Below are 25,878 nucleotides of genomic sequence, written 5' to 3'. Positions count from 1 at the left end.
CCTCAAAAAGTAATTACTATATGATAGTACCATAAATTCAAATAAGGAGAAACAAATGAAAAAAATTGCACTTAGTCTTATAGTAACATCGGCTTTGAGTTTCACTTTCTTTAATAATGCTCATGCAGCTGAAGCTGAAAATGAGAACTTAACAGTCAAGCAAGGGGAAACCGAAGTCCAAAAGTATTTAAAAGCACAACATTTGAATTATAACATTAATTCTCAGGATTACATTAATTTTCTTCAAGGTATTAATGAAAAAGCCGATGAGATAACAAAATCAGGTTATAACTTTTCTTTAATGGAAGTCTATTCAGATACTTATTTAGAGGAATTGGCTAAGTACGCCGCCCAAGAAGAAAAAAAAGATGAGAATGGTGAAGTAGAGGTTGAAAACTTTGATCTTCCTAAACAAGTTGAAAATGAAACTGTTAAACAAGTACAACAAGAAAATATAAAAGAAGACAAACAAGCTGAAGCAAAAGTTGAAGAAATTAAAGAAGAATCAGGTCAAATTCCAATTGACTATATGGCAAGTACTAATTCTAATTCCTTTTTTGTAACTCAACTGGGGTCTAGTTATAGTAGATCGGCTGCAAAAAAATACATGGTTAACAATTGGAATAAGAAGACGAGTCAATATGGGTACTATGGAGAAAATAGCGGTGGAGGAGATTGCACCAACTATGCATCACAGGTAGTTTTAGCTGGTGGAATGCCAATGAATACTACGGGATTCAGCTTTAATCGTGGTCACCATAAAACCACAAAAGGTTGGTATAATCAATCAGTGCCTAGAAGTGCGGCAAGAACATATTCAACTTCATGGACTGTTGTTTCAGATTTTTATACATATTGGGCCGGTACAAAAAAACATAAAGTTTACAATTTAACAAGTCCTAAGGATGTTTCAAAGTATGTCAAGACAGGTGACGTTATTCAGATGTACTCTAAATCGTCTAAAAAATGGAAGCATACTGCTGTTATCTATGATGTTTATAAAGGGTATCCAAGATATTCTGCACATTCAAGTGCACACTTATATGCACATTTAGAAAAAGACTGGAAATCAAAGTATTATAAATATAGAGTTATCAAATTCTAATCCTAACAAAAATTGAACTAGTTACTTTGTGTGACTAGTTCTTTTTTTGTCTAAAAAAAATTTGAGATGGATTAGAATAGTATCTATAATGAATACTTACTCTATTTTCACACCTAAAAAATTAACACCCCTTAAATCATTTGAACATAATGAAAGTTGATGAAGAAGGAAATAAGGGGGGTTTTTGCTCACCAATTATTAACCATAATTCATACAAGCTATAGAAATGATGTAAAGTGGAGTTAGAAAGTGTAGTAAAAATAAGCTTTCATAACCAATGTTATAGATTTACTATGTTGAGAGCCTTTCTAATACAAACCAGAAAATGCATGTGTGTTACCTATCATTTTTAGGTTCCATTATATGTAATAAAATCAAAAAGAATAAACGGAAAGGATACCAGTTAAAATTAAAAGAATACGGGTTTATAATAACCTCAAAGATTTATATCCTATAATAGTGTAAAAATAAACTTTTATCATATTTATTACATATAAGATTGGAGTCTGAAATGAAAAAAGCAAGTTTATTTTAGCAGCTATCCTTTCTATTATTCTATTAGTTTTTTTAAGTTAGTTCTTTTATACTGCTACGCATCAGCCGCCAATTCTAAAGGGGCATTCAAAAGATGGGAAATGGAGCGCTGTCTATGCTCCTGAAAAAGACATTGATCTTGCAAGGAAAGATTTGTGGGCTGTTCATATTAAATGGGAAGGCAGATCTGAATTTTTGATAAAAAAGGTTGTTTTCAAAGAAAATAATACGGTGGAAGCATCAGGTCAAGCAGGTGATGAACCTAAGAATGCAAAAGAAATAGCAGTAGCCATAATGGCAGATCCACCAAATACCTCCAATGATTATAAGGTAGTAGTCACTTAGGAAGAGAATGGAAAAACACAAAAAGACATTATTCAGGTAAATAAAGAAACCAAACGTTCATTTGTTATTCCTAATGTAATAAAAAGAATTTTAAGTTTAGGATAAAGCTAAAACACTCTAATAGGAATATTTAAAAAAGCAGGTGAACGCGCCTGCTTTTTTTATGTTTATCTTAATTTTCACCTTAACCGATTACTTCGAGCAGGGCTGTTACTAAGTAAACATCAATAATAAGGTGATTTTTTTAAAAAAGACCGCTACTCCATTTTTGCTCCTCAATATATATAAATCATTATAAAACCTTATAATCAAAATAAATAAACACTGATATAAAAAGGTTTTGTAACAGAAAACACAGAATCACTTTATTGAGGGCCTAGTGGGTGAATAACCCGTGAGGTTCAAGTCCTCTCGGCCGCATCAATGATACCAAGGGTTGTAGACCTTTGGTATTTTTTGTGCTTATTTTTAAAATTGTCTACTGCCCTAAAACTGCCTACTTACCTACAGTAAGCCAACTAGATTTTCTGTTTATTTGGATTTAGCTATTCGTAAACATCAATTGTGTCCACAACTTCTGCCTCTTCAGAGTGATAACCAAGAATTATTGTTCGGTTAGCACCACCAGAACCGTTTACTGTTGTTTTTGGAAATTGATCACCTGTTGTATCACTGAATATCATAAAATGTACCGCCAAGAACCACAAATTACACCAGATCGATAAGTGAACCCTGACGAAATCATGAATTTCGTCAGGTTCTTTCTGCATTCTGGTTCATGATTAAATCAAAGTAATCTAAGTAAACATAAAAGTATTTTATATTTTTGTATAAGTTTACTTTACTTTTATATAAGGTGGATTTATAATTTGGTTCAAGAGGTGATGGTCATGAAGAAAGATTTTGGTGATTCGATCTCAAATAAGGTTTATGAATATCGTGTACTTGCCAGATTGTCTCAGCAAGAATTAGCAAAGAAAGTCGGGGTTTCCAAACAAACCATCTTTGTAATGGAGAAAGGAAATTATGTTCCGACTCTGCTGTTAGCTTTTCGAATTGCCGAATTTTTTAATGTGGATGTAAACGAGATTTTTACTTATGAGAAAGGAAATGATCAAAAATGAAAATGAATTCGATCACAGATACGATCACCAACGCAATTTTTTCCCCTTTAAAGTCCTGGGCTGAACATTCTCCGGGAAATTGGAATATTCTTATTGGTAGCGGGTTTGTATTGCTTGTAGTTGGATTGATTCTCACAATCGTATTTCATAAAAAAATGGGTAAGACTGACGAGAGAACAAATCAAATAGCATTAAAAAGTTGCCTCTATATGTTATGTGCACTAATTTTGTGCGACACGATTTTCCCGAAAGATTATATGTGGCAAGTTTTCTTCTTATTTAAGTATTCTATTGCATTCTTTGCTTCAGCAATCTATCTAGCTGTTCGATATAAAAAAGATTTTATGTGAATTCAATAACCGAGAAAGATAGTGTCTCTGAAGTTTTAATTGTTTTAGGAGAGGGAACGAATATGAAATCATTTTATAATGAGATTTGGAGAAGTGAGGAAGTAGGTTTTTGCTCACCAATTATTAACCATAATTCATACAAACTTATAGAAATGATGTAAAGTGGACTTAGAAAGTGCAATGAGCTTTCATAACTAATGATATGGATTTACTATGCTGAGGGCCCAGTGGGGTGAATAACCCGTAAAGTTCAAGTTCGCTCGGCCGCACCCCAATAATACCAAGGGTTTACCATCTTTGGTGTTATTTTTTTATGCAGAAAAACGACTATGGAAGATCGTATGCTAACCAATACTCACCAGTTATTTAAAACCACTTATTATATTTCATATTCCCCTGTATCCCCAAACCAAATAATTCAAAAAACGGTATCCTACATAGAACAGGAGTCAGATTTCTTTTTTTTGAACATTTTCATCACCTCTCCATATTATCAACAAACACGAAAAGGATTTTAATGAAAATAAAATGATTAGCGTATGTATCTCTAATTCTCAAAATGAATGAATAGTCCTTTTTAAGATTTACACACAGTTATTCTCCAAGGAAAAATGACTCAATTTTTCGATTTTTTATGTAAATCAAAAAAGAATCATGTTAGAGTAGGTGTGCTGAAAATAATTCAAAAAATTATTTTGAGATATGATTAAAGTAATATTGCCAGAGAGTTTCAATTGGACAAAATTGTAAGTGTTTAATACACTGGGGCTGCAATCAAATATGCACCTGGAATCAATTGCTAAACGGGGGAGTTTATATGAACAACAAGAAAAATATCTTTGATATTGTAATGTACATTATTTTCGGTGTGTTAAGTCTTTTTCTAGTTGCAAAAACTGATTATGGCACTGGAGTTTTAGTGTTTGTTGCAATTTTATACCTCGCTGTTATTGCTTATAAAATTAAGCAAGTATTTAGTAATTCAGATTCTTAAGGTGTAACACAAGGAGGATTTCAATTGAGAAAGAAAAGAGTTATTACTTGTGTTATGGCTGCATCATTGACTTTAGGCTCACTTTTACCTGCAGGTTACGCTTCTGCAAAGGAGGACTCTAAGACAACCCCTTCTTACGAAGAACTAGCTCTACATTACAAAATGAAAAGTGAAAAGATTTCATCGAACGGGAAATTAGTTGAAATTGAGTATGTGAGTGGAAATGAAACTCACAAAGTTCAGATGAACGGAAATGATCATACTGTAAAAGTCGATGGCATAGAACAAAAAGGTTTAAACTTTGAGTATGATGAAAATGTTGCTAAAAGAACAAATTATGAAAACAATAATTTGAAATCAAATGAATTCACAACACAGGCTGCAAAACCTAAAAAGGGATACCATTATGTGGGGACTTTATCTGGGCATACAAAAGCAGCTAAAAATGCGTTATCAGTTACAATGTCATTAGTCGGTATTGTCCCTGGCTTGGGATGGGGGAGTAAGGCTGCCACTATTTTATTCTCTTATTGGGCAAAAGAACAAATCCCTGATGCGTATTATAAATATGATTTATACGAAAAAGGAGCAATGACTGATAGTTGGTATCAGTATGCTACAGTTCAATTTTTTGAAGATAAAGCTCATAAAAAGAAAATGGGCAAACCTTGGACAAGTACTCCTGCAAAAGTAGATTTACCTAATAGCTAATTTTAAAATCACTTTGTCTTTATAAAGGACAAAGTGATTTTTTGTTATACAGAAGTAAAATCCCTCGTCTGAGGAATCTTGGAAAAAACTTGGTTCAATTTTGATATAACATGTTTTTTTCTTGCTAATTTAGTTTTTCTATGTATCGCTACACATTCTAAATAATAAGATATTAGCCGGACGGTTGATGCCAAGCTCAAAAGTTTATATGGAAGTCAAAGCATAAAAAAGGGTGTTACAACGTGTAGTCTTCTTTTTATTTTGCCAACGTAACAAGTGTGAAAGTAATGATTTGTAGGATCAGTTAAGAAAGGTTTAAGATTAGATATTGAAAAATTTTATATATTTTCAATAAAATACTGGTACTATAATAAATGTATACAGATTGTATGGAGATGTAATTAATTAAAAAGGAGTTTTTTAATTGCGTTGGAGTAAATGGTTCAATGTTTTTTGTATAGTAGCATTGGGATCAATATATGGTTATAAATTATTTACTAACCAAGAAGTCAGTACTACTCGTTTAATAATAGCTTCTGTAATTGTGTTGTGGAATATTGTTGGACTTTTTAGCAAAGAATCAGTAAAACAAGCACAGCAAGCAAATTAAAAGTCATAAAGTTGGGAAAGAAGGATGTTACTTATGTAGTATCCTTCTTTATTATTCCTTGAAAAATGAAACAAATTGGAGATTACAGCTTATATAATCAATTGAAGTCGTTGATTATTTTCATGAACAGGAGATTTAATGCTTTCTGATGAAATATTATCGTATGAATGTTGCAAGAGGAAACGTTACTCAAAGATTACAGGGATGTGATGAACACTCCTCTTTATCGCACTCACCTGACCCCAAATTGTTGGGGAAGGGCAGGTACGGAAGATAGAGTATTTTTTCTTCGTAACAAATCGAAAAGGTTGGATAATAAAAAACTTATAATCTAAGGCGGTATATAGTTGTGAAAAAGGCGTTATTTCTTATATTAGACCAGTATGCAGATTGGGAAGGTGTTTACTTAGCATCTGCATTAAATCAAAGAGAAGATTGGTCGGTTCACACTGTTTCTTTAGACCCTATTGTAAGCTCAATAGGTGGTTTTAAAACATCTGTCGATTACATAATAGGGTTAGAACCTGCAAATTTTAATTTGCTAGTTATGATTGGCGGGGATTCCTGGAGTAATGACAATAAAAAACTATTACATTTTGTAAAAACTGCATTTCAAAAAAACATTCCAATAGCAGCGATATGCGGTGCAGTGGATTTTTTGGCGAAGAATGGTTTGCTGAATAATCATAGCCATACAGGTAATTTTGTTTACTTATGGAAAGATTACAAACAATATAAACCGATTAGCAGTTTTGTAGAGAAACAAGCAGTAAGAGATAAAAATTTGGTTACTGCTAATGGAACTGCCCCTATTGAATTTACTAATTTAATTTTAGAGATGATTGATTTTGATACTCCTGAGAACATAGAGAAAATGATGTATATGAATCGTTATGGTTTTTATCATTTTTGTGATAAATATGGAAATCCATTTGTTGATTAATTTGCTGGAAATGATTTTCCCGAATAGGGGGCTTTGCGATTGAGTTGAATTTCCTAATAAAGCAAAGAAAGATGATTTGAGGTCAAGTTTAACAAATAATGCCATCAATATTAATTTGCAGTTATTTCCGATACCTGATATAATAAAGAAGAATTATTTTTGTTCGGTGTAAAGGATAGTATGAAGATTGACTTTTCGTCTTGATGATACTTTGGGCAAGGATAGTATATACTGTGTGGTTACACACTAGGAGGCAACAAAAATGGAACAAGGTACAGTTAAATGGTTTAATGCAGAAAAAGGTTTTGGTTTTATCGAACGCGAAAATGGAGACGATGTATTCGTACACTTTTCTGCAATCCAAAGTGACGGATTCAAATCTTTAGACGAAGGTCAAAAAGTATCGTTTGACGTTGAGCAAGGTGCTCGTGGAGCTCAAGCTGCTAACGTTCAAAAAGCTTAATCTTCAATCGTTTATACAAACAGGCTCTTTATATAGGGCCTGTTTTTTTATGTCTATATCATACTAAATAAAAAACCCTACTCAACGTTCGAGTAGGGAGATGCTACAAGGTATAGAAAAAGATTTAAAACTTCAAAGGTTTGTTTACAGTATAACATACTGGATTGACAATATGCGGAATGTATATAAATTATTTAATGTTTTGTTCAAATATAACTCTTTTTTTCACTAACCTGTTCGTTAATTTAAGTAAGATTAATGAATTATAAAAATGGTTTCATCTAGATGTTATAACTCGCATATCTCTTTTATGAGAAGAAGATAAACAATTATTATTCAATGTGGCAGTGGATATAAGAAATTCTTAAAAATAATGAGGAGATCGATTGTTTTTTTCTCCTGGAAATAATCACTTAGAGATACCTAAAACAATGAAAGCCCTACCTCTCTTCCATCCTTACGGCTCCTTGTCCGTGCCAGTGTGAATCAGGATACTAAAAAAGTGACTATTTTATTGAGTTTTTTGGTAAAACTTCAATCTTCGCAGAAGAAATGTAAATAATAAAAATGGATTAGAATGTAGGAATAACAAAAGAGGTCGTTAATGTTCTAAACATAAGTTGGAGAAGATTTGCTTTTCATCATAATATTCCGAAATATTTTTTGGGATGTATCTAACCAAAACTTTTTATTTGTTTTTCAGTGATTCCTTTAATTACTTCCAGTTCACTAATCAAAAATTCATATGCATTATCCAGCATTTTTTTTTCGCTTGCATTAAGTGCTTTTTCTTTCTTCATACGCATTAAATCACGTACAACTTCAGCGCCTTCTTGTATTTCACCCGTTTTTATTTTGTCCGTGTTTATTTTATACCTTTGCTTCCATGGCAGTAACCTATCTGATTCTCCATGCTGAAAAATGTGCATAATGTGTTTTAATGCAAGTATATCGGTAACTGGTCGTATATTCGAACTCAATATTTTACGCGTTGGAATCATAACTGTCATATTACTGATTGACATTCTTATGACATAATACTGTTGTTTTTCCTCTAAGAATTCTTTTTCTTCTATGGCTTCAATTATACCTGCTCCGTGCATTGGATAAACAATGTTATCGCCAACTTGAAACATATCATCCACCTCCATATATGGTAACCTTCTTAAGATTAACATATATGGAGGTGTAATATCAAAATTTTAATAATAACATGATCGAATTTTTGATGTCAATAACTTTTTTGGAAAAACAGATCAAGCAAAAACAATAGGGAACGTGTCGGATTTCCAATCAGGAAAAGGTCAATTGATCCGTGTGATCAGTTTTTCATTGGCTCAATGACATCACAGAAATGATTTGAGTAGAAATAAGAAGGAACGATATTTGTGAAATGTCAGCTAAAAATAATAAAAGCACATGATTAAGTTCTAATTTCTTTACCGATTTGATATGGATAACGGCCCACTTACTTAATGATGCATTTTCACTTATCTTGCGAACAGAAAAAGGTTTGTTGATAAACATTTAGCCACCAAATTGGCATTATTATCAGGGAAATTGACAACCTTCAAATGGGTATTGAGGTGAGAAGAAAAATAAAGAAAGGAGAGATTATAAATGAAGACCAGAACATAAAGAAGTGAAGGGGAAAGAACAAGGTTAATTGAAAAGCAAACTATATAAAATAGTTTGCTTTTCTTTTTGTTATGAATTCACTTCTTTTTCTTTCTCTTTAATGACTAATAAAACACCGCTCAGAATTAAAAACGAACCTATCCAAAATGTCCCGCCTATTTGTTCTCCAAGCAGAATCCATCCGAGTAAGGTTCCAACCAGAGGCTGAAAAAAGAAAAAGAGGCCTCCACTTGAGGCATTTAATAATTGTAAGCCTCGGTTCCACAATAAAAAAGCACAAGCGGTTGAAACAATTCCCAAATACAAAAGACCACCTAGAATTTTAGGGTCAAGCAGTTGTGATGTAAAAATGGTGCTAGGTTTTACAAAAGGAGTTAGTGCCACAATGGCCACAAAAGTTGAATACGTGGTAACAAGTATAGGCGAATAGCTGTTTGGCACGCGTTTGATAAGCACTGACATCAGTGCCCATGTAAGGGCTGCAACAAGCAGAGAAATACCGCCAAGCTGATTAGAGGTATCAATATGTCCGTTTCCAACAATAAATAATACGCCTGTGGTCGCTAAAATTATTGAAGTTCCTTTTTTTATATTCAATGGTTCTTTAAGTAATAGACGAGCAAAAATAACCATGAACGCTGGTGTGGAGGACGTAATAATTGCTCCCATTTGTGCTGAAGACAACATCGTTCCATATTCTTGTGTAACAATTGAAATGGTGTTGCCAACAATTCCAATGGCAACAATTAATAAAAGGTCGCGCTTATGAATTTTCCAAGATTGTTTCCTTATCAAACCAACAATAAGAAGCGCAAGGATGGCGATGACGTACCTGATCCAAACCAATTCAAAAGGCGGAATTACTGCGACAACAACCTTAACCACAACATACATGCCACCCCAGATACTAGCGGCTAAAGCTAAATATATAGAGCCTAACAGGGTATTTTTCATTTTTTTGTTCCCTCCGTATTTAAAATTAGGTCAATAAATGCCCTAACGGAGAGAAGTAGTCACTTTACTCCATTAAGGGCGGAGAAGTGCTACTGGAACATCATTTTCAAATAGTGGAGCTAAAAACATGTTATGATCACCTCGATTTTCAAGAATGACTATCATTATACAATGTTGGTTTTAAAGCCGTAAACATTTTAAGAGGACTCCGTTTATTAATAGAATAAACTTTATGAATTCATTTTTTTGTATGATAATGGCGTCATATTCATCGCTTGTTGAAATTTACTTATGAAATAACTGGTACTGTTAAATCCAACTTGATAAGACACTTCTGTCACATTGGATTCAGGGTGTTGCAGTAATAATAAGCTTTTTTGAATTCTATAATCCATTACATAACGTAATGGCGTCTTATTCAGCATTCGTTTAAAATAACGGCAGCATTCAGAACGGCTCAGTTGGCCAGCTTTTGCAATGTCCTCTAATGTGATTTTTTCAGCATAATGGAGATGGATCCAGTTTAACATTTGTTTCATTCGATGACTTTTTATCATTTCAGATTGATCGTACTCTAATTGAAAACCATTAACGACCAGGTTTTTCCACATTAACGTTAATTGCATCGTAATGTCAATCTCATAGAGCGATGTCTTTTGTTGAATCAATTGATTTATTTTTTTAACAGCATCTAGAATATTTTTTGCCCACTGTTGATTTCCAGCCAAAAATAAATAGGGCAAATTGGTTGAAAACATATAGGGCTGAACATAGCTTGAATACAGTTCCTGAGATAAAACGAAATGGGGTGACACATTCAAGCAAATATACGTACAATCCGAGCCTTCCTTTTCTTCGGCCATGTGCAGGCAGCCGCTATTGATAAATAATCCATCCCCTTCGTGAACCTCTATTTTTTCTTCATTTATTTGAAAGAGAGCTATCCCTTTTAGTATCAAAACAAATTGGATTTCATCATGCCAATGAAGCGGAATATAGCCATTTATATTTTGATTGATCGTTGTCTTGTAGCAGGCAACTGGCAATTCTACCGTTCGGTGCTCTGTTAATTCTTTTAAATTTTGATCGATCACAAAATTCTTCATTCTGACTTCACACCTCAATATATTTATATTTTTTCATTCAATTTGAGTATTTTTTATCATGTTTTGCATTTATTATAACACTATTATTATATTTATTAGTGAGGAGTCATGTATGAATACTTCCAATAGAAGAATGGGATTGTTCTATGTTATCACAGGGGCGACATGTTGGGGGATTGGAGGCACAGTAGCCAAAAAACTTTTTCAAGAATATCAAATTGATGTCAATTGGCTTGTAACGACACGCTTGCTTACGGCTGGAATGTTACTTTTAATGCTGCAACTGTTCAGAAAGGATCGGTCTCAGGTTATTGAGGTTTGGAGAAACAAAGCGTCGGCTGGCCAGCTTCTTATTTTTGGCCTATTGGGAATGCTAGCTGTGCAGTACACATATATGGCATCCATTCAACATGGGAATGCTGCCGTTGCTACATTATTGCAATATTTATCCCCAGTAATCGTCATTATCTACACGCTTTTGCGAAAACAAACGGTTCTTACCAAACAAGATATCATTACTGTTGTACTTGCTTTAGTGGGTTGCTTTTTTTTGTTAACAAATGGTTCAATGTCTCAACTTTCAGTGCCGGCAGCTGCAGTAGTATGGGGAGTTTTATCAGGATTCGCGGCAGCTTTTTATACTTTGTATGCCGTTGGTTTATTAAATAAATTTGATTCTCTTGTCGTTGTAGGTTGGGCTATGATTATTGGCGGTTTTGCATTGGGTTTTATCCATCCGCCATGGCAACTGGATTTTCAACGATTAACTGCTGAGGCGTATGCATATATTTTATTTGTGATATTATTTGGAACAATGATTGCGTTCTGGTTCTTCATAAAAAGCTTGGAAAGCCTCTCTCCAAAAGAAACAAGCCTACTAGGCAGTCTAGAGCCTCTATCAGCTGTTGTAACAACTGTCGTTTGGTTAAAAGCGCCATTTGGTTCTTTTCAATGGATTGGTGCTATTTGTATTATAGGGATAACTTTAATATTGGCTTTACATAAAGAGCCTTCTATGGAGAGTGAAAAATCGATATTAAAGATTAGGAATCATGCAAATCGGGATATATAGGGGCTTTTTTTGCTTACATGACCGGTCCGGCAATGAAAAACACTGGTGGAGTTTGAGCCCTCTCGGCAATATCAAAAATACCAAGGGTTTTGACGCCCTTGGTATTTTTTCTTCAAGAACCTTCAATTTTTCTTTTTTGTAATTGGTATCCAAATTTCGCTTTTAAAAGATGGTGATGTTACATCCTTATGCTCGTTCCACAATATTTCTGGACCTTCTATTTGTTCGTAATTTGACGATGGAAACCATTCGGAATAAATGCGTCCCCATACTTCTTGCAGTGTATCCGGAAATGGCCCGATTGATTCGAATACAGCCCATGTTGAGGCAGGAACTTCAAGCCGTGAGAAGTTATCTGGACACTGTTTCGTTGTGGCTGCGCCAATATAGTGATCGAGCTCTCCTTTTTCCTCTGTCCGACCTTCAGAAAAATTGGTGGATGCACTAATGAGTCCTGATAGTGCTACATTAGAAAGCTCTTTTAGTTTATTTATTGCTTTTTCATCTAAACTTTCCCACATAGATGCAATTTCCGGATTAATTCCTTTGAAAATAATAGGAACTCTTTTTTTAATGCCAACGATGCGAAATGCCTCTTTTTCTTCAATACGGTAGTTCATTTCATTTCCTCCTTTAATTGTTAGCTGGAAGGTCATTCGTGGATAAGCTTTAAGGGAATGGCCATTAAGTCTGGCTTTTGATGGGTTTATGCCATGTAAATTTTGGAATGCCCGTGCAAAAGAATCTGGTGAGTTATAACCGTACTTTATTGCAATATCAATCACTTTTACATTGCTGTCTTTCAGTTCAAAAGCTGCAAGAGTAAGACGTCTGCGACGAATATATTCCGATAATGAAATACCTGCAAGGAAGGAAAACATCCTTTTAAAATGATATTCAGAGCAGAAAGCAAGCTTTGCTGCCTCTTGAAAATCAATATCATTAGTGAGGTTTTCTTCAATATACTTTAACGCCCTATTCATACTTTTAAGCAAATCCATTTATTTGGCCTCCTTTAACCAAAGAATAACAGGAGTGAAATGTATTTATCCGACATTCTGTGCACAGTTTTGCAGGATGACTTATATGAAATAAAGTAAGTGATTCACTTGTATTTGTACAGGTTTTATTGAAGCATGCTGTTCATAAAAAGGCATCAATAAAGAAAGTTATAATTGTCTTATAAGCAGCACATTCATATAATTGAGTGAAAAAGGATGCGTATCATGCCTATCAATTCTTTTGAAAATTATCCGATGAGCTGGAAGCCATCGATTGATAAAGCTGAAAAGCCTATTTATAAAGCACTTGCAGGGCAATTGGAACAGGATATTTTAAACGGAGTTTTATTACCTGGAACAAAACTTCCTCCACAGCGAGAATTGGCCGATTATTTAGATTTAAATGTGAGTACGATTTCCAAAGCATTTAAAGTGTGTGAGTTAAAGGGGCTGCTGAGTGCGACTGTAGGGAGCGGCACATTTGTATCGTATGATGCGTTGTCGAATGCGTATTTACTTGAGGATACAAAGCCGACACATTTAATTGAAATGGGAGCAATACTTCCAGATCACGCTTCATATGAGCCCTTGTTACACCAACTGAAAAACATGATTCAGGAGGAGGATTATGAAAAATGGTTTAGCTACGGCCGGGCAGGCGAAAGCCTTTGGCAAAAAGATGCAGCTGTAAAGCTCATCCAAAGAGGCGGATTTGAAACATCCGTGGATCACATTTTATTTGCAAATGGAGGGCAAAATGCGATTGCTGCGACATTGGCGAGTCTTTGTAAGCCTGGAGATCGCATCGGTGTTGACCATCATACGTACCCTGGATTAAAAACTGTTGCATCATTGCTTAGTGTGCAAATCGTACCGATAAAATCAGAAAACGATGAAATGAGTCCGGAGTCACTTGAATATGCGTGTAAAAACGAAAATATTAAAGGTTTGTATTTAATCCCGGATTATCATAATCCGACGACTTCCTTTATGTCTGTTGAGAATCGAAGAATGGTTGCAGACATTGCAAAGAAATATAATCTATTTGTTATTGAGGATGCATCGTACCATCTTCTCAACAAAAATCCGCTTCCGGCACTCGCCTCATTCGCACCGCAACAGGTTATTCATATTGCAAGTTTATCAAAATCGTTAGCGCCAGGCCTGCGTTTGGCTTATGTAGCAGTGCCGAGACAATATAAGGAGCCAATATCGAAGGCGCTTTATAATTTAAATATAACCGTTTCCCCGCTATTAGCTGAACTTACTGCTCGCACGATTGTATCAAATCAATTTGAAGTCTTAATTGAGAGTCATCGTGAACAAACCATTCGCAGAAATCAACTCGTAAACCGATATGTTGCGGGATATACATGTTTAGGTGTTGAAACAGGCATTTTTCGTTGGTTGTTGTTACCGGGTAAAATGTCTGGTGCCGAATTTGAAGAATTGGCTGCTCGACATGGCGTGCAAGTGTATGCGGCTGAACGCTTTGTAGTGGGAAATAGTTGTCCTGAAAGGGCTGTAAGGGTTTCTGTCTGTGCACCAAAAACACTTGAAGAGCTTGAACAAGGATTAATGATCCTGAGACGTTTGCTAGATGATCTTACCTAATATTGTTTGCCATACAATTATGACATTGTATGGCTTTTTTGTGCGTGTTATGATGATCCACATCTAGAGGGAGGTTTATACAAAATTGGCTTTTAGAAAGGAAGGTCAGATGATGTTAGACAAGGACAGCGTAAAAGCAATAGATGTTCAAACTGCTTCATTACAAAGCTACATCGGTTCACCAGAAAAACAAAAATCGTTATACAAGCGTACACTATTCGTTGTGAGTATCTCACAAATTTTTGGCGGTGCGGGGCTGGCGGCAGGAGTGACTGTCGGTGCGCTTATTGCACAGCAAATGCTTGGCACTGATGCGTTTGCTGGTCTGCCTTCTGCGTTATTTACTTTAGGGTCAGCAGGATCTGCATTAATTGTTGGAAGACTTTCTCAACGTTATGGCCGTCGAACAGGTCTTTCGGCTGGCTTTATGATTGGCGGACTTGGAGCAATAGGCGTTATTATGGCAGCAATCATAAATAGTATTTTCTTGTTATTTATTTCGTTGCTTATTTACGGTGCAGGTACAGCCACTAATTTACAGGCCCGTTATGCTGGTACAGACTTAGCAAATCATAAGCAGCGAGCGACTGCTGTTAGTATAACCATGGTTTTTACTACATTTGGCGCAGTGGCAGGTCCAAGCTTAGTGAATGTGATGGGGGATTTCGCTCTTTCTATTGGTGTTCCATCACTTGCTGGCCCTTTCATTTTAGCCGCAGCAGCATATATGTTAGCAGGTGTGGTCCTTTTCATTATGCTTCGTCCAGATCCATTAGTTATCGCAAGAACAATAGAAGCGGCAAATGAAGAGCCTGGTGATAAAGGACATTTGGCGGCAACTGAGCATACAGAAAACAAAAAAGGGATAATCGTTGGGGCAACGGTTATGGTTCTTACCCAAATAGTAATGGTAGCTATTATGACAATGACACCGGTTCATATGAGACATCATGGGCATGACTTGGGGGCAGTAGGGCTTGTTATTGGTTTTCATATAGGTGCTATGTATCTCCCTTCACTGGTTACAGGTGTTCTTGTAGATAGGTTGGGACGTACCGCAATGGCTATTTCCTCTGGAACAACGTTGCTTTTGGCAGGTGTAATAGCAGCATTTGCTCCGGGAGATTCTATGGTTCTTCTCGTCATTGCTCTTTCTTTACTGGGATTAGGGTGGAATTTTGGTTTGATAAGCGGGACTGCCCTTATTGTAGATTCAACTGATACTGCCACACGAGCTAAAACGCAGGGGACAGTGGATGTTCTGATTGCGTTGTCAGGGGCTGCTGGCGGAGCATTATCTGGAATGATTGTGGCAGGTTCAAGTTACCTAGCATTATCATTTGCTGGAGGGATGTTGTCCTTATTACTCATTCCAGTGGTGGTATGGTTTAGGGGACGATAAAGGATAGGATTGTTTAATTTACATTAATTTGTTATATTGTTAGATAAAGTCTATTGCGTCGTCTAATAATCTAACTAACTATAGTTGCTCCATTAAATCTATTATAAAGATTTGACTAGGATTCCTTATAGCTGTGTCACTCACTGCATATTCTTTAATTGAATCACATAAAATGGTTATCGGATTTGAAAAAGGCAGGATTACTCGCTTTAGGTAAAGGAGTCATCACGTTGTTAAAAAGGTTTTCTCTTGTTTTTGTTACACTAATGATGTCTATCGTTGTTGTTTTAGCGGCAGCTAAAGAGTCGCCTGGAGATTATGTCATCTCATTTGATGAACCTATTATCTTGATGATCTCAATTGGAATCGTTGTATTTTTATTTATCCCTCCATTAGTCATGTCCTTTTTTGGCAATTTGGTTGTAAGAATAATATCTGGTGTATACCAATGTTTTATCGTTTTCACTTTTCTGGGGCTCATTCCAATTGGATTTCTTATTCCCAATGGCTTTTTGACAATTCTAGTTTCTATTGCAGGAACTTTAGTCAGTATAGCTAGTGTTGCCGTAACCTTATGCATTGGCAAGAATAAAAAAGATATATAATAATCGAATTGTTATTTTTTCAGATTGTCAGTGAAATAATTATACAAGAAGAGAAGGCTTGTGGGCCTTCTTTTTTTGTTGTTGCATCATCCCCACTTTAAGCTTAATCTATTGAATAATAAGAGAAGGAACCTATAGAAGAATAAAATAAATACCGAGATGTCAAAAATAAAACTGGACTTCATTATTGTCAATTCACGTAAATGTAAAAAGCTTGGAAAGAGAGGAATTCCTTCATGACAAATAGCAGAACGAATCCGAAGGTTGATGAATTTTTAAGTAAAGCGAAAAAGTGGAAGGAAGAATTTGAGAAGTTGAGAACCATCATTCTTGACTGTGAGCTGACTGAAGATTTTAAGTGGATGCATCCTTGTTACACATACAATAATAAAAATGTCGTTTTAATACATGGGTTTAAAGAATATTGTGCGCTTCTGTTTCACAAAGGCGCCTTATTACAGGATACCGATGGAATTCTCATTCAACAAACGGAGAATGTACAGGCGGCGCGCCAGATTCGGTTTACAAATGTTCAGGAAATAAATGAGCTAGAAAACATTTTGAAAGCCTATATTCACGAAGCCATTGAAGTTGAAAAAGCTGGTTTGAAAGTGGATGTTAACAAAAATATTGAATTGAACATTCCTGAAGAACTTCAAAATAAATTCGATGAAATCCCTGCCTTGAAAACTGCTTTTGAAGCATTGACCCCGGGACGGCAAAGAGCATACACTCTTTATTTTTCTCAAGCCAAACAATCCAAAACCCGAGAATCGAGAGTCGAAAAATATGTGCAAAAAATTCTCGATGGAAAGGGATTAAAGGATTAGGCACGCCAAGGTTCAGGCTAAAGGAATAGCATCATAGCGTAATAAGATACTTTCTATAGAAGAAAAACAAGCATAGTAAGATGCTTGTTTTTTTCTTAGGACAACATTCACTTACTGCTGAAATGCTTCTTTTGATTAACATTGTATGCCACTAGACAGCGTTATAAAATATTAATGCAACACCTAGAAATAGCTCAATGGTACGGCTCATCACATTTAGAATGCCTAGGAGAACTAATAGAACTGGAAGATTTTTAGCAAGTTACTACACTCCAAACTTTGTTTTTATATTAATATACCTTATTAGCCATTGTTTACTAGTCAGGTGCAGACAAACGAATACTGATTAATGAATCATCATGATATCAATGAGCCGCTTGATTTTTTCATTGTCACCTGTATCAACATACACTGTTTTTCTGTTTTTTATGATATTCTCAGTCACTTCCCTCATGACGCCTTTTTCTACATCATCAGCAGAATCCCATCGTAAAGGCACATTATATACATGAATCGTGCCATCCCCATTGCCATGATAAGTGACTGATCCATCCACTAAACGAGAACCTGCTAACTGGGTTACATCTTCTGGATAGCTGGCACTTGTATCATCATTAGGATTAATTAGCTCGCCAGCCGAAATATGTCGAACATTTAATTCATCTATCTCTTGATTAGGTCCAAGTTGAAGCCAAACTCTGGCATATTCAATTTTTTCCGAAGAGTATGCTGCCAATACATTGTCTTCTTTGCTTTTCTCCTCTGCTGAAGAGGTATCATTTGCAGCTTTTGTTGCGGATTCTTCTGATTCTGTTATTGGCTCCGCTTCATCCTTGCGTATTTTGGTGCTGTCTTCAGTCTCAGTGTGTTTTTCGTCAGTTTGTACAGCAGAAGCTTGATTTGAAGGTTGTTGTGCTTCTTCATCCTTACTGCCCGTACATCCAGCAAGCAAAATCATGAGCAGCAGGGCAGTATTGCAATAACATATCATTCTGCATTTCTTCATTCTTTCATTCCTCTCCATTAACTCAGGTCAGCTTCATATATAAGTTTATGTATCTAAATATTACCATGGAATAGATAGGATGATATTGAAAACTGTTTAAGAAGAGGAAACGATCTTGAATAACATCGCGAAAACTTAAGAATTCTTAAGAAATTTTGCCCCTTTTTCTTCAGGTTTTGAATGTAAAGTGGGATATAAATGCAAAACAAATGGAGAGATTAGATATGAAACGCCTGTTATTCTTATTTCAGTATATAGTGAATCCGAGAACTGTTGGTGCGATCCTTCCTAGTTCAAGGTATCTTGGAGATAAAATGGTGGAAGGAATTGATTTCAAGAAGGCTGCATACATTGTCGAATATGGGCCGGGTACGGGTGTATTCACAAAAAAACTGCTTGAAAAAAGAAGACCTGAAACGACTATTTTATTAGTGGAGCAAAATGAAGAATTTTATTTACTATTGAAAGAGACATTTAAAGACGAAAAGAATGTATTCATTGTAAATGGATCTGCTGAAAATAGCAGCCAGTATGTAAAGGATTATGGTATGCCTTATATAGACTATGTGATTTCTGGCCTTCCCTTTGCAAGCTTGCCAAAAACTGTTTCAGCCAACATTTTATTAGATACCGCAAAGATTTTAAAAAGAGATGGTGAATTCATTACTTTTCAATACACTACGTTGAAAAAACCGTTTTTTGAACAGTTTTTTACCAAAATAGATGTAAAAAGAGAGCTTAGAAATGTACCGCCGGCTTATGTCTTTAGCTGCTCGATGCCGCAAAATGATTTGGAGGAATTATATGGAGTCGAACGTTCTTATTGTTGATGATGACAAAGACATTAGAAATCTCATCTCTGTTTATTTAGAAAATGAAGGCCTGCACACTCAAAAGGCTAAAGACGCAATCGAAGCTTTAAACCTGCTGGGACAAAAAGAATTTGACCTCATGATTTTGGATATTATGATGCCCAACATGGATGGAATTGAAGCATGTATGAAGATTAGGCAAGAACGAAATCTGCCTATTATCATGCTTTCTGCAAAATCGGAGGATATGGATAAAATTCAGGGACTTGCCGCTGGTGCCGATGATTATTTATCAAAACCGTTTAACCCATTAGAATTAATCGCCAGGGTTAAATCTCAGTTAAGAAGATATAAAAAATACAATACTGATACAAGCAGCACGAAGAACATCATTGAAATTGGTGACTTGACCGTAAATACAGATACACGGCAAGTATGGGTGCGGGGCCGGGAAGTGAGGCTGACCCCAAAAGAATTTGATATACTCGAACTTCTTTGCATCAACAAAGGAATGGTTCTGAGTGTGGAGAAGATATATGAAGCAGTATGGAAGGAAGACTTTTTTAAGTCGGACAACACTGTCATGGTCCACATTACAAAAATCAGAGATAAAATAGAAGAGGATTCCAAACATCCCATTTACATCAAAACTGTTTGGGGAACGGGATATAAAATATGAGAAAGTTTGGAAATAAGCTGGTTGCAAAGCTTCTTGGCGCGATTGCAATTAGTTTTCTTGTTTCATTGGGTATGATGGCACTCATTATATTATCGAACGTCTATCTACAAAAGATGAATTATCTCAAAGAGTTTAGCATCCGGAGCAGCTATTTTATGATACTGCTTCAGTTTTCGGCAGCTATTCTTACTTTTATTGCAGTTTTTTTTATCATGGCACGGAAAAAAATATTATATTTGAAGCTTATTACTGAGAGTGTTCATCATATTGCTAATGGAAAATTAGGCTTGACCATCAGGATTGAAAGTAGGGATGAATTGACCCGGCTTGCACAAAACATTAATGATATGTCCAAAGAGTTAGAAAAAAAGTTTGAACACGAAAGACAGTTAGAAAGGTCGAAAAGTGAACTGATTTCAAATGTATCCCATGATTTAAGAACACCATTAACATCAATTATCGGATATTTGGATTTATTAAAAAAAGGGCAATACGACAGTAAAGCGCAATTTCAGGAATATCTTCAAACGATTGATTCGAAATCGCAAAGACTGAAATACCTGATTGATGAACTGTTTGAGTATACGCATTTATCGAGCCCGGACGTTAAGTTAACCTGTAAAGAAGCTGATTTGTCAGGTTTATTGGAACAAATAATAGGAGAATACATTCCCATTTTTGAAAAGGAACGACTAAGTGTTCAAAAATCAATTGCAGAAGACAATGTACCTGTTGTAATGGATATAGAAAAGATGGTTCGCGTTTATGATAATCTCTTTATGAATGCGATAAAATACAGCAGGAAACCATCTGAATTATTCATAAGCCTTGAGATCATTGGTGACAAAGCACTTTTGAAAATTTCTAATCAAGTTGAGGGTTTTCCGGCTGACAATATAGACAAATTGTTTGAACGGTTTTTCAGGGGTGATAAGGCAAGAACAGATCAACGAGGAAGCGGCCTTGGGCTAGCCATTTCAAAAAGAATTGTTGAGCTTCATAATGGTAATATCCATGCGGATTATAGAGAGGGCTGGATGAGCTTTATTGTCGAACACCCATTGTGTATATAAAAGCTTATGGAGGAAAGTTTCCATAAGCTTTTTTCTTTAGAATAAAACTTAAGAAACCTTAAGAATTTTACGGAGAGTTTCTTCATTCTTATTGCTTATCATGTAGGTATGGAAAGTGAGGAGAGTGTAGAAATTGAAAAGTAAATTTCTTATTTTAGCTTTGTGGTTTTTAGCCATTTATATAGCAAAGGAATTTCATTTACTGTCACTCGATATGGATGATTTACAGGAATTTATATCGGAGAATACAAAATACGCAATGCTGCTGTTTATTGCGCTCTGGATCATTAGACTTCTCTTTTTTATTCCAGGTGTGACTCTCATGTTTTTGGGGGGAGTATGCTTTGATCCGGTTGTGAGCTTTATATTGTCGATAGCTGGCATTTTTTTGAGCGAAACCTTGGTTTACGTTTTTTCAAGAATGTTTTCAAGCGGGAACATGATGAAGGATTTAGAACGTAAATATCCAGAGTTGAAAAAATTATTGGAGACTTACAATTATAAGTTTTTGGCGCTGGGGATGATTTGTCCAATAGCTCCAACAGATGTCGTTTGTTTTTTATCGGCAGCTGTAGGAATCAAGTATACCACTTACATTTTAACGGTTATCGTTACGAATATCCCTTTATTGATATTTTCGAGTTTCATTGTGATCAATTTTAGTGAGTCATTAATGGGAACTGTATTGGTTGTCGCATCATTTGTTTTGGTTTCTATTGTATCCATTAAAATGTGGAACACCCTTAAGCATAAACGGAGCACATAGAAATGCCACGAGACTAACCATTTATAGCTTATAAGCACCTGTAGAGATTTAAGTTCTTTCGGTATCCAATAATACCAAGGGTATAACTGCCCTTGGTATCCAATAATACCAAGGGTATAACTGCCCTTGGTATTATGTTCTGCTGCACATATATAAACCCTCCATTTTCGTTTGTAGATCCTTTTTAATTTTTGTATTTTAGGTTGAATGATCACCAGAAGAAAAATGAACGCATGATCTGAAAAGCTGTTTTGTCGCAAAATAAATAAATCAACCAACGATAACAATCTCGCTACTACGATAGATTTTGATTACTGTATATAATCGTTTTTTAGTAAATGCTCTTTCATTTTTTGAATTGCCTTCGCTTCGTCGGCTCCATGAGCGTATATATGTATTTCGGTTCCTGGTTTAATTCCTAAATCCATAATGTCCATGATGGCTTTTGGCGCTTGTTTGAGGTTAACAGTTTTCCCTTGGTATTCAAGAAAAATGTCTGATGTAAACCGATGAGCTATACTGACTAACAGGGGAGCCGGTCTCGCAAACCCTGTTTCCTTAATGATCGTAAATTGTCTTTTAATCATTCTTCACCTCATTACATTCTGCCTCTTGACGGATTTATAGTTGGGCTGCAGATCAAATTCGAATTTAGAGTACCTTTAGGATAAGCGGTCTAATTTCATCGAAATAACACCCTTTCTTTGTGTTTACAAAATAATTCTCAACTAACTAAAATGGACAATGACTTCATTCGGGAAAAAGCATGATTCACTATCAACTTTTATTTATTATTGTAAATACAAACATGGTGTGTACAATGGTTACATTCAGGCGATTTGTTGATTATTCAACATTCCACTCTAAATTGTTGATTATCTTAAGAAAGTTTGGTGAAAAGCTATGTCCAAAGTGGATAGAAGAATAACCAAAAGCCAAGAGGCTATTAAAATAGCTCTGATTGAGCTGATGACTGAAAAAAGTTTTGATCATATTACGATTAAGGAAATTTCTGAAAGGGCAAATGTAAACCGGGGAACAATCTATCTTCATTACTTAGATAAATTTGATCTATTAGAAAAAATTATGGAAGAGCATATAAACAATATGGGGGATTTTTGTGAGTCGGCAGCTGAAATGGACTGGATTGAATCGACTGTACACTGCATGGAATACCTTGAGAGTAATTATTTATTCTTTTCGACGATGTTAGCCAGTGAAGGCGCTCGATATTTTCGCAGTCAGTTCCTTAAGTTTAATATCGAAGAGTTCAGGAAAGATGTAGATGTAACGAAAGGCAAGAATTACGGCCAAAGTGAAGATGTCATTGTTGAATTTATAGCAAATGCTTATGTAGGGGTAGTGGAATGGTGGTTGAAAAACGAGATGCCTTATCCGCCTCGTGTCATGGCAGAAAAAGTGGGGGATTTATTAGAGCGGATTTTATAATGGCGTCAGGTAAATGGGTGTTGCGAATCGTTAGGAACAAAGGTGACTTATTTGTCTAAGCGAGAGATTCAAGTCTCCTCGATCGCATACAAATACCAAGGGTTGCTGGCCCTTGGTATTTTTATACTTTCATGCATTTTTGAAGTTTATGCTTAAAGGTCTGCCTTACTTTGCAAATCGCCGAGCTGCTGCAACGCACATGATAACGGCGATATTCACTGCTACGAGTGCCCAGCCCACTTTCTCGTGCAGAATCACTGAGGCAAGCAGCAGCCCAAAAAAAGGCTGGAGAAGCTGGAGCTGCCCAACCGCCGCAATTCCTCCTTGGGCAAGACCTCGATACCAGAACACAAAGCCGATCAGCATGCTGAATAAGGATACATATGCAAGACTGAGCAGTGCGGGAACGCCGATGTCCGACCATGAGTCCGGCGTAAAAAAGAACGACAATGGCAACATAAGAGGAAGCGACAGAACGAGTGCCCATGAGATCACCTGCCAATTCCCCAGACGCCGTGAAAGCCTTGCCCCTTCTGCATAACCAAGACCGCATACGACAATAGAAGCCAGCATGTACGCGTCGCCAAGCGGGGATGAACCTCCCCCCTGAATGAGGGCGAAACCTGCTACTAACAAGCTGCCGGCAGCTGAGAAAATCCAGAAGACGGGGCGGGGGCGTTCACCCCCGCGCAGTACGCCGAAGGCCGCCGTTGCGAGTGGAAGAAGTCCAATGAAGACAATGGCGTGTGCGGATGTGACATGCTGAAGCGCTAAAGCTGTCAGCAACGGGAAACCAATGACTACGCCAAACGCTACCACTAATAATGAAATGAGGTCTCTTTTGGCAGGATGCTGCTGCCGGAAGATGAGAAGGAGACATCCCGCCAGTACACCAGCTATCGCAGCACGGCAAACGGTGAGAAATAACGGATCGAAGTCTGACACAGCCAAACGGGTCGCAGGCAGCGAGCCGCTGAAAATGAGTACGCCTATAAAACCATTTATCCAGCCATTTGTTGTTTTGTTCATTATAATCACTCCACATATCTTTCTTGTTCATTGTCTGTATTTTCTTAACAAAACCAGCAGCTAAGGATTACAATGACTATAAACTGGAATTGGCCTTTTTTAAACGGCCAGTTTTCATAAAAAAATGCATACCAGTTAGGAGAACAACGCGCAAATGGATATCACGCCTTTTTTGAATAGAACTCTGGATATTCCGCTTTATCAGCAGCTTTATCGGTATTTTAAAGAAAATATGCATCGGGGCCGTATTCAAAAAGGAATGAAGCTTCCTTCAAAAAGACTCCTGGCGAATCAGCTTTCCATCAGCCAAACGACTGTAGAACGTGCCTATGAACAGCTCGCTGCTGAAGGTTATATTGTGAGCAAGCCAAGAAGCGGGTGGTTTGCTGATTATCATGATTCTGATTTTGCTTATGATAGAATGCCAAGCACAACACCCATTCAACAAGAAGCAGAAGAAAATAAACAATGGATTGATTTTCATTATGGGAATGTAGATTCTTCTTACTTCCCTTTTTCCGCATGGCGAAAAAGCATGGTCAATAGCTTAGACCAATATGGACACGAGCTTTATCGGCCGGGACATGTTTTAGGAGAGTTTGAGCTGAGAACACTCATTGCAGAGTACCTGTATCAATCTCGGGGGGTTCATTGCGGCCCTGAACAAGTGATTATAGGTGCCGGGAACCCTATTCTGCTGCAAATCTTGTGCCAAGTTTTTGAGCCGAATATTTCTATAGGGTATGAGGATCCTGGTTATCCAAGAGCACGCAAGATTTTTGAAGCCAACCGCATGAATATTGTTCCTATACCAGTCGATGATGAGGGAATCTGTATACAGAAGGTCAAAGAACAGCAGCCAAACCTTGTATATGTCACACCTTCCCATCAATTTACGCTGGGAACCATAATGACAATAAACAGAAGAATTCAGCTGCTCAAATGGGCGGCCGAAAATCAATCCTTTATCATAGAGGATGATTATGACGGGGAATTTAGGTACACAGGACAGCCGGTTCCTTCTCTGCAAGGGCTTGATCAGCATAACCGTGTCATTTATATGGGCACTTTTTCTAAGTCTCTTTTGCCCTCGCTGCGTATCAGCTATATGATTCTTCCTTCGCCTCTTTTAAAAAAGGGTCATGAAATCACGTCCTTATATAAGCAAACAGTGTCCTGCCACAGTCAGCTAACCCTAGCTGAATTTATAAAAAATGGAGAGTGGCAAAAACACATCAACAGAATGAGAAAACTTTACCGCAAAAAAAGAGCCATTGTATTAGAGGCAGTGCAAAGGGAATTAGGAGAGCATGTCAGAATCCGCGGAGAAAACTCTGGGCTTCGTATCTTACTTGACGTTTATTTGCCATTTGGTGAAAAAGAGTTAATTGAGAAGGCGAAAAAACATGGAGTAAAAATTTATCCTGTTTCTCTTTCTTATCAAAATCATCCTCCTGCAAAAACGGTCTCGCTCGGGTTTGCAGGGGTTTCTGAATCCGACATAAGAGAAGGTATAAAAAAACTGAAGGCTGCCTGGAAGATATGAGGGAGCTTTCAGTTTAGCAAAACGGCCAAGTGACGACTAAGTGTTGAGAGCTGTTCAATATTTTTTAAGTATATGATGAGTGCCAGCAGTCCAGTCCACGATATGTCTGTTTAGCGA

27 protein-coding genes are annotated in these 25,878 nt (G+C 36.4%); 20 read left to right on the top strand and 7 right to left on the bottom strand.

Going from position 1 to position 25,878, the window contains the following annotated elements; all coding sequences use genetic code 11:
- Nucleotides 1-55 precede the first annotated feature (55 nt).
- The 9 genes from BGM23_RS19365 (at nucleotide 56) to cspC (ending at nucleotide 7,179) form a co-directional block, all read left to right on the top strand.
- Nucleotides 56-1,105 (top strand): amidase domain-containing protein, encoded by a 1,050-nt coding sequence (locus BGM23_RS19365; protein ID WP_015252752.1) that lies wholly within the window; start codon nucleotides 56-58, stop codon nucleotides 1,103-1,105.
- A gap of 687 nt (nucleotides 1,106-1,792) precedes the next feature.
- Nucleotides 1,793-1,984, top strand: coding sequence for a hypothetical protein (locus BGM23_RS22240; RefSeq protein WP_231940254.1), 192 nt, complete (start codon nucleotides 1,793-1,795; stop codon nucleotides 1,982-1,984).
- 890 nt (nucleotides 1,985-2,874) lie between these two features.
- Nucleotides 2,875-3,108, top strand: a complete 234-nt coding sequence (locus BGM23_RS19355; protein WP_003240464.1) for a helix-turn-helix transcriptional regulator — start codon at nucleotides 2,875-2,877, stop codon at nucleotides 3,106-3,108.
- A complete protein-coding gene (locus BGM23_RS22235; RefSeq protein WP_029725810.1) occupies nucleotides 3,105-3,458 on the top strand; it encodes a hypothetical protein in 354 nt (117 codons plus the stop codon). Before BGM23_RS19355 ends, BGM23_RS22235 begins: the two co-directional genes overlap by 4 nt.
- A gap of 817 nt (nucleotides 3,459-4,275) precedes the next feature.
- Nucleotides 4,276-4,452 carry a hypothetical protein gene (locus tag BGM23_RS19345; RefSeq protein ID WP_009966645.1) on the top strand — a complete coding sequence of 59 codons (177 nt, stop codon included), beginning with the start codon at nucleotides 4,276-4,278 and terminating at the stop codon, nucleotides 4,450-4,452.
- 24 nt (nucleotides 4,453-4,476) lie between these two features.
- Nucleotides 4,477-5,163 (top strand): hypothetical protein, encoded by a 687-nt coding sequence (locus tag BGM23_RS19340; protein ID WP_015252750.1) that lies wholly within the window; start codon nucleotides 4,477-4,479, stop codon nucleotides 5,161-5,163.
- A 424-nt stretch (nucleotides 5,164-5,587) separates the two neighbouring features.
- Entirely contained in the window at nucleotides 5,588-5,773 is a 186-nt protein-coding gene (locus BGM23_RS19335) for a hypothetical protein (protein ID WP_009966647.1), read from the top strand.
- Nucleotides 5,774-6,122: 349 nt separating this feature from the next.
- Nucleotides 6,123-6,716 (top strand): type 1 glutamine amidotransferase family protein, encoded by a 594-nt coding sequence (locus tag BGM23_RS19330; protein WP_003234249.1) that lies wholly within the window; start codon nucleotides 6,123-6,125, stop codon nucleotides 6,714-6,716.
- Nucleotides 6,717-6,978: 262 nt separating this feature from the next.
- A complete protein-coding gene (gene cspC / locus BGM23_RS19325; RefSeq protein ID WP_003234247.1) occupies nucleotides 6,979-7,179 on the top strand; it encodes a cold shock protein CspC in 201 nt (66 codons plus the stop codon).
- A gap of 674 nt (nucleotides 7,180-7,853) precedes the next feature.
- Here cspC and BGM23_RS19320 read toward each other — a convergent pair.
- The 3 genes from BGM23_RS19320 to BGM23_RS19305 form a co-directional block, all read right to left on the bottom strand.
- On the bottom strand, nucleotides 7,854-8,315 hold the full coding sequence (locus BGM23_RS19320) for a CarD family transcriptional regulator (RefSeq protein WP_029725811.1): 462 nt from the start codon (nucleotides 8,313-8,315) through the stop codon (nucleotides 7,854-7,856).
- 571 nt (nucleotides 8,316-8,886) lie between these two features.
- Nucleotides 8,887-9,771, bottom strand: a complete 885-nt coding sequence (locus BGM23_RS19310; protein WP_015252748.1) for a DMT family transporter — start codon at nucleotides 9,769-9,771, stop codon at nucleotides 8,887-8,889.
- Between the two features lie 230 nt (nucleotides 9,772-10,001).
- On the bottom strand, nucleotides 10,002-10,877 hold the full coding sequence (locus tag BGM23_RS19305) for an AraC family transcriptional regulator (protein WP_015252747.1): 876 nt from the start codon (nucleotides 10,875-10,877) through the stop codon (nucleotides 10,002-10,004).
- A gap of 112 nt (nucleotides 10,878-10,989) precedes the next feature.
- On the opposite strand from BGM23_RS19305, the gene BGM23_RS19300 reads away from it, so the two are divergent.
- Nucleotides 10,990-11,949 carry a DMT family transporter gene (locus tag BGM23_RS19300; protein WP_015252746.1) on the top strand — a complete coding sequence of 320 codons (960 nt, stop codon included), beginning with the start codon at nucleotides 10,990-10,992 and terminating at the stop codon, nucleotides 11,947-11,949.
- Nucleotides 11,950-12,071: 122 nt separating this feature from the next.
- On the opposite strand, the gene BGM23_RS19295 is transcribed toward BGM23_RS19300, so the two are convergent.
- Nucleotides 12,072-12,950 carry an AraC family transcriptional regulator gene (locus BGM23_RS19295; RefSeq protein ID WP_019712424.1) on the bottom strand — a complete coding sequence of 293 codons (879 nt, stop codon included), beginning with the start codon at nucleotides 12,948-12,950 and terminating at the stop codon, nucleotides 12,072-12,074.
- A 225-nt stretch (nucleotides 12,951-13,175) separates the two neighbouring features.
- Between BGM23_RS19295 and BGM23_RS19290 the strand changes: the two genes are divergently transcribed.
- The 4 genes from BGM23_RS19290 (at nucleotide 13,176) to BGM23_RS19275 (ending at nucleotide 17,401) form a co-directional block, all read left to right on the top strand.
- Entirely contained in the window at nucleotides 13,176-14,564 is a 1,389-nt protein-coding gene (locus tag BGM23_RS19290; protein WP_019712425.1) for an aminotransferase-like domain-containing protein, read from the top strand.
- 109 nt (nucleotides 14,565-14,673) lie between these two features.
- Nucleotides 14,674-15,966, top strand: a complete 1,293-nt coding sequence (locus BGM23_RS19285) for an MFS transporter (protein WP_026009831.1) — start codon at nucleotides 14,674-14,676, stop codon at nucleotides 15,964-15,966.
- A gap of 230 nt (nucleotides 15,967-16,196) precedes the next feature.
- Nucleotides 16,197-16,571, top strand: a complete 375-nt coding sequence (locus tag BGM23_RS19280) for a hypothetical protein (RefSeq protein WP_015715290.1) — start codon at nucleotides 16,197-16,199, stop codon at nucleotides 16,569-16,571.
- Between the two features lie 236 nt (nucleotides 16,572-16,807).
- Nucleotides 16,808-17,401 carry a YdeI/OmpD-associated family protein gene (locus BGM23_RS19275; protein ID WP_019712427.1) on the top strand — a complete coding sequence of 198 codons (594 nt, stop codon included), beginning with the start codon at nucleotides 16,808-16,810 and terminating at the stop codon, nucleotides 17,399-17,401.
- Between the two features lie 346 nt (nucleotides 17,402-17,747).
- Here the strand turns inward: BGM23_RS19275 and BGM23_RS19270 are convergent, their stop codons facing one another.
- On the bottom strand, nucleotides 17,748-18,407 hold the full coding sequence (locus BGM23_RS19270) for a hypothetical protein (protein ID WP_029725814.1): 660 nt from the start codon (nucleotides 18,405-18,407) through the stop codon (nucleotides 17,748-17,750).
- A gap of 224 nt (nucleotides 18,408-18,631) precedes the next feature.
- On the opposite strand from BGM23_RS19270, the gene BGM23_RS19265 reads away from it, so the two are divergent.
- The 4 genes from BGM23_RS19265 (at nucleotide 18,632) to BGM23_RS21645 (ending at nucleotide 21,737) form a co-directional block, all read left to right on the top strand.
- Nucleotides 18,632-19,237: a class I SAM-dependent methyltransferase gene (locus tag BGM23_RS19265; RefSeq protein WP_029317369.1), complete on the top strand. Its 606-nt coding sequence runs from the start codon at nucleotides 18,632-18,634 to the stop codon at nucleotides 19,235-19,237.
- Nucleotides 19,212-19,898 carry a response regulator transcription factor gene (locus BGM23_RS19260; RefSeq protein WP_029317368.1) on the top strand — a complete coding sequence of 229 codons (687 nt, stop codon included), beginning with the start codon at nucleotides 19,212-19,214 and terminating at the stop codon, nucleotides 19,896-19,898. The genes BGM23_RS19265 and BGM23_RS19260 overlap by 26 nt, the downstream gene beginning before the upstream one ends.
- Nucleotides 19,895-20,971, top strand: a complete 1,077-nt coding sequence (locus BGM23_RS19255; RefSeq protein WP_029725815.1) for a sensor histidine kinase — start codon at nucleotides 19,895-19,897, stop codon at nucleotides 20,969-20,971. The genes BGM23_RS19260 and BGM23_RS19255 overlap by 4 nt, the downstream gene beginning before the upstream one ends.
- A gap of 133 nt (nucleotides 20,972-21,104) precedes the next feature.
- Nucleotides 21,105-21,737, top strand: a complete 633-nt coding sequence (locus BGM23_RS21645; RefSeq protein ID WP_231940253.1) for a TVP38/TMEM64 family protein — start codon at nucleotides 21,105-21,107, stop codon at nucleotides 21,735-21,737.
- 311 nt (nucleotides 21,738-22,048) lie between these two features.
- On the opposite strand, the gene BGM23_RS19245 is transcribed toward BGM23_RS21645, so the two are convergent.
- Nucleotides 22,049-22,324, bottom strand: a complete 276-nt coding sequence (locus BGM23_RS19245; RefSeq protein WP_046664265.1) for an HPr family phosphocarrier protein — start codon at nucleotides 22,322-22,324, stop codon at nucleotides 22,049-22,051.
- A 316-nt stretch (nucleotides 22,325-22,640) separates the two neighbouring features.
- On the opposite strand from BGM23_RS19245, the gene BGM23_RS19240 reads away from it, so the two are divergent.
- Nucleotides 22,641-23,186, top strand: coding sequence for a TetR/AcrR family transcriptional regulator (locus BGM23_RS19240; RefSeq protein ID WP_015252737.1), 546 nt, complete (start codon nucleotides 22,641-22,643; stop codon nucleotides 23,184-23,186).
- Between the two features lie 165 nt (nucleotides 23,187-23,351).
- Here BGM23_RS19240 and BGM23_RS19235 read toward each other — a convergent pair whose 3' ends face one another.
- The gene (locus BGM23_RS19235) at nucleotides 23,352-24,215 is read right to left on the bottom strand and encodes a DMT family transporter (protein ID WP_029725816.1); all 864 of its coding nucleotides are present in this window, start codon (nucleotides 24,213-24,215) and stop codon (nucleotides 23,352-23,354) included.
- 154 nt (nucleotides 24,216-24,369) lie between these two features.
- Here BGM23_RS19235 and pdxR point away from each other — a divergent pair, with 154 nt between their 5' ends.
- Complete coding sequence (gene pdxR / locus BGM23_RS19230; protein ID WP_029725817.1) at nucleotides 24,370-25,761, top strand: MocR-like pyridoxine biosynthesis transcription factor PdxR; 1,392 nt, start codon at nucleotides 24,370-24,372, stop codon at nucleotides 25,759-25,761.
- Nucleotides 25,762-25,878 lie beyond the last annotated feature (117 nt).

It is taken from the genome of Bacillus sp. FJAT-14266 (genome assembly GCF_001719225.1).
Lineage (GTDB): Bacteria > Bacillota > Bacilli > Bacillales > Bacillaceae > Bacillus > Bacillus subtilis.
Note: the sequence above shows the minus strand (reverse complement) of the source record. Positions and strands in the feature narration are given on the sequence as shown.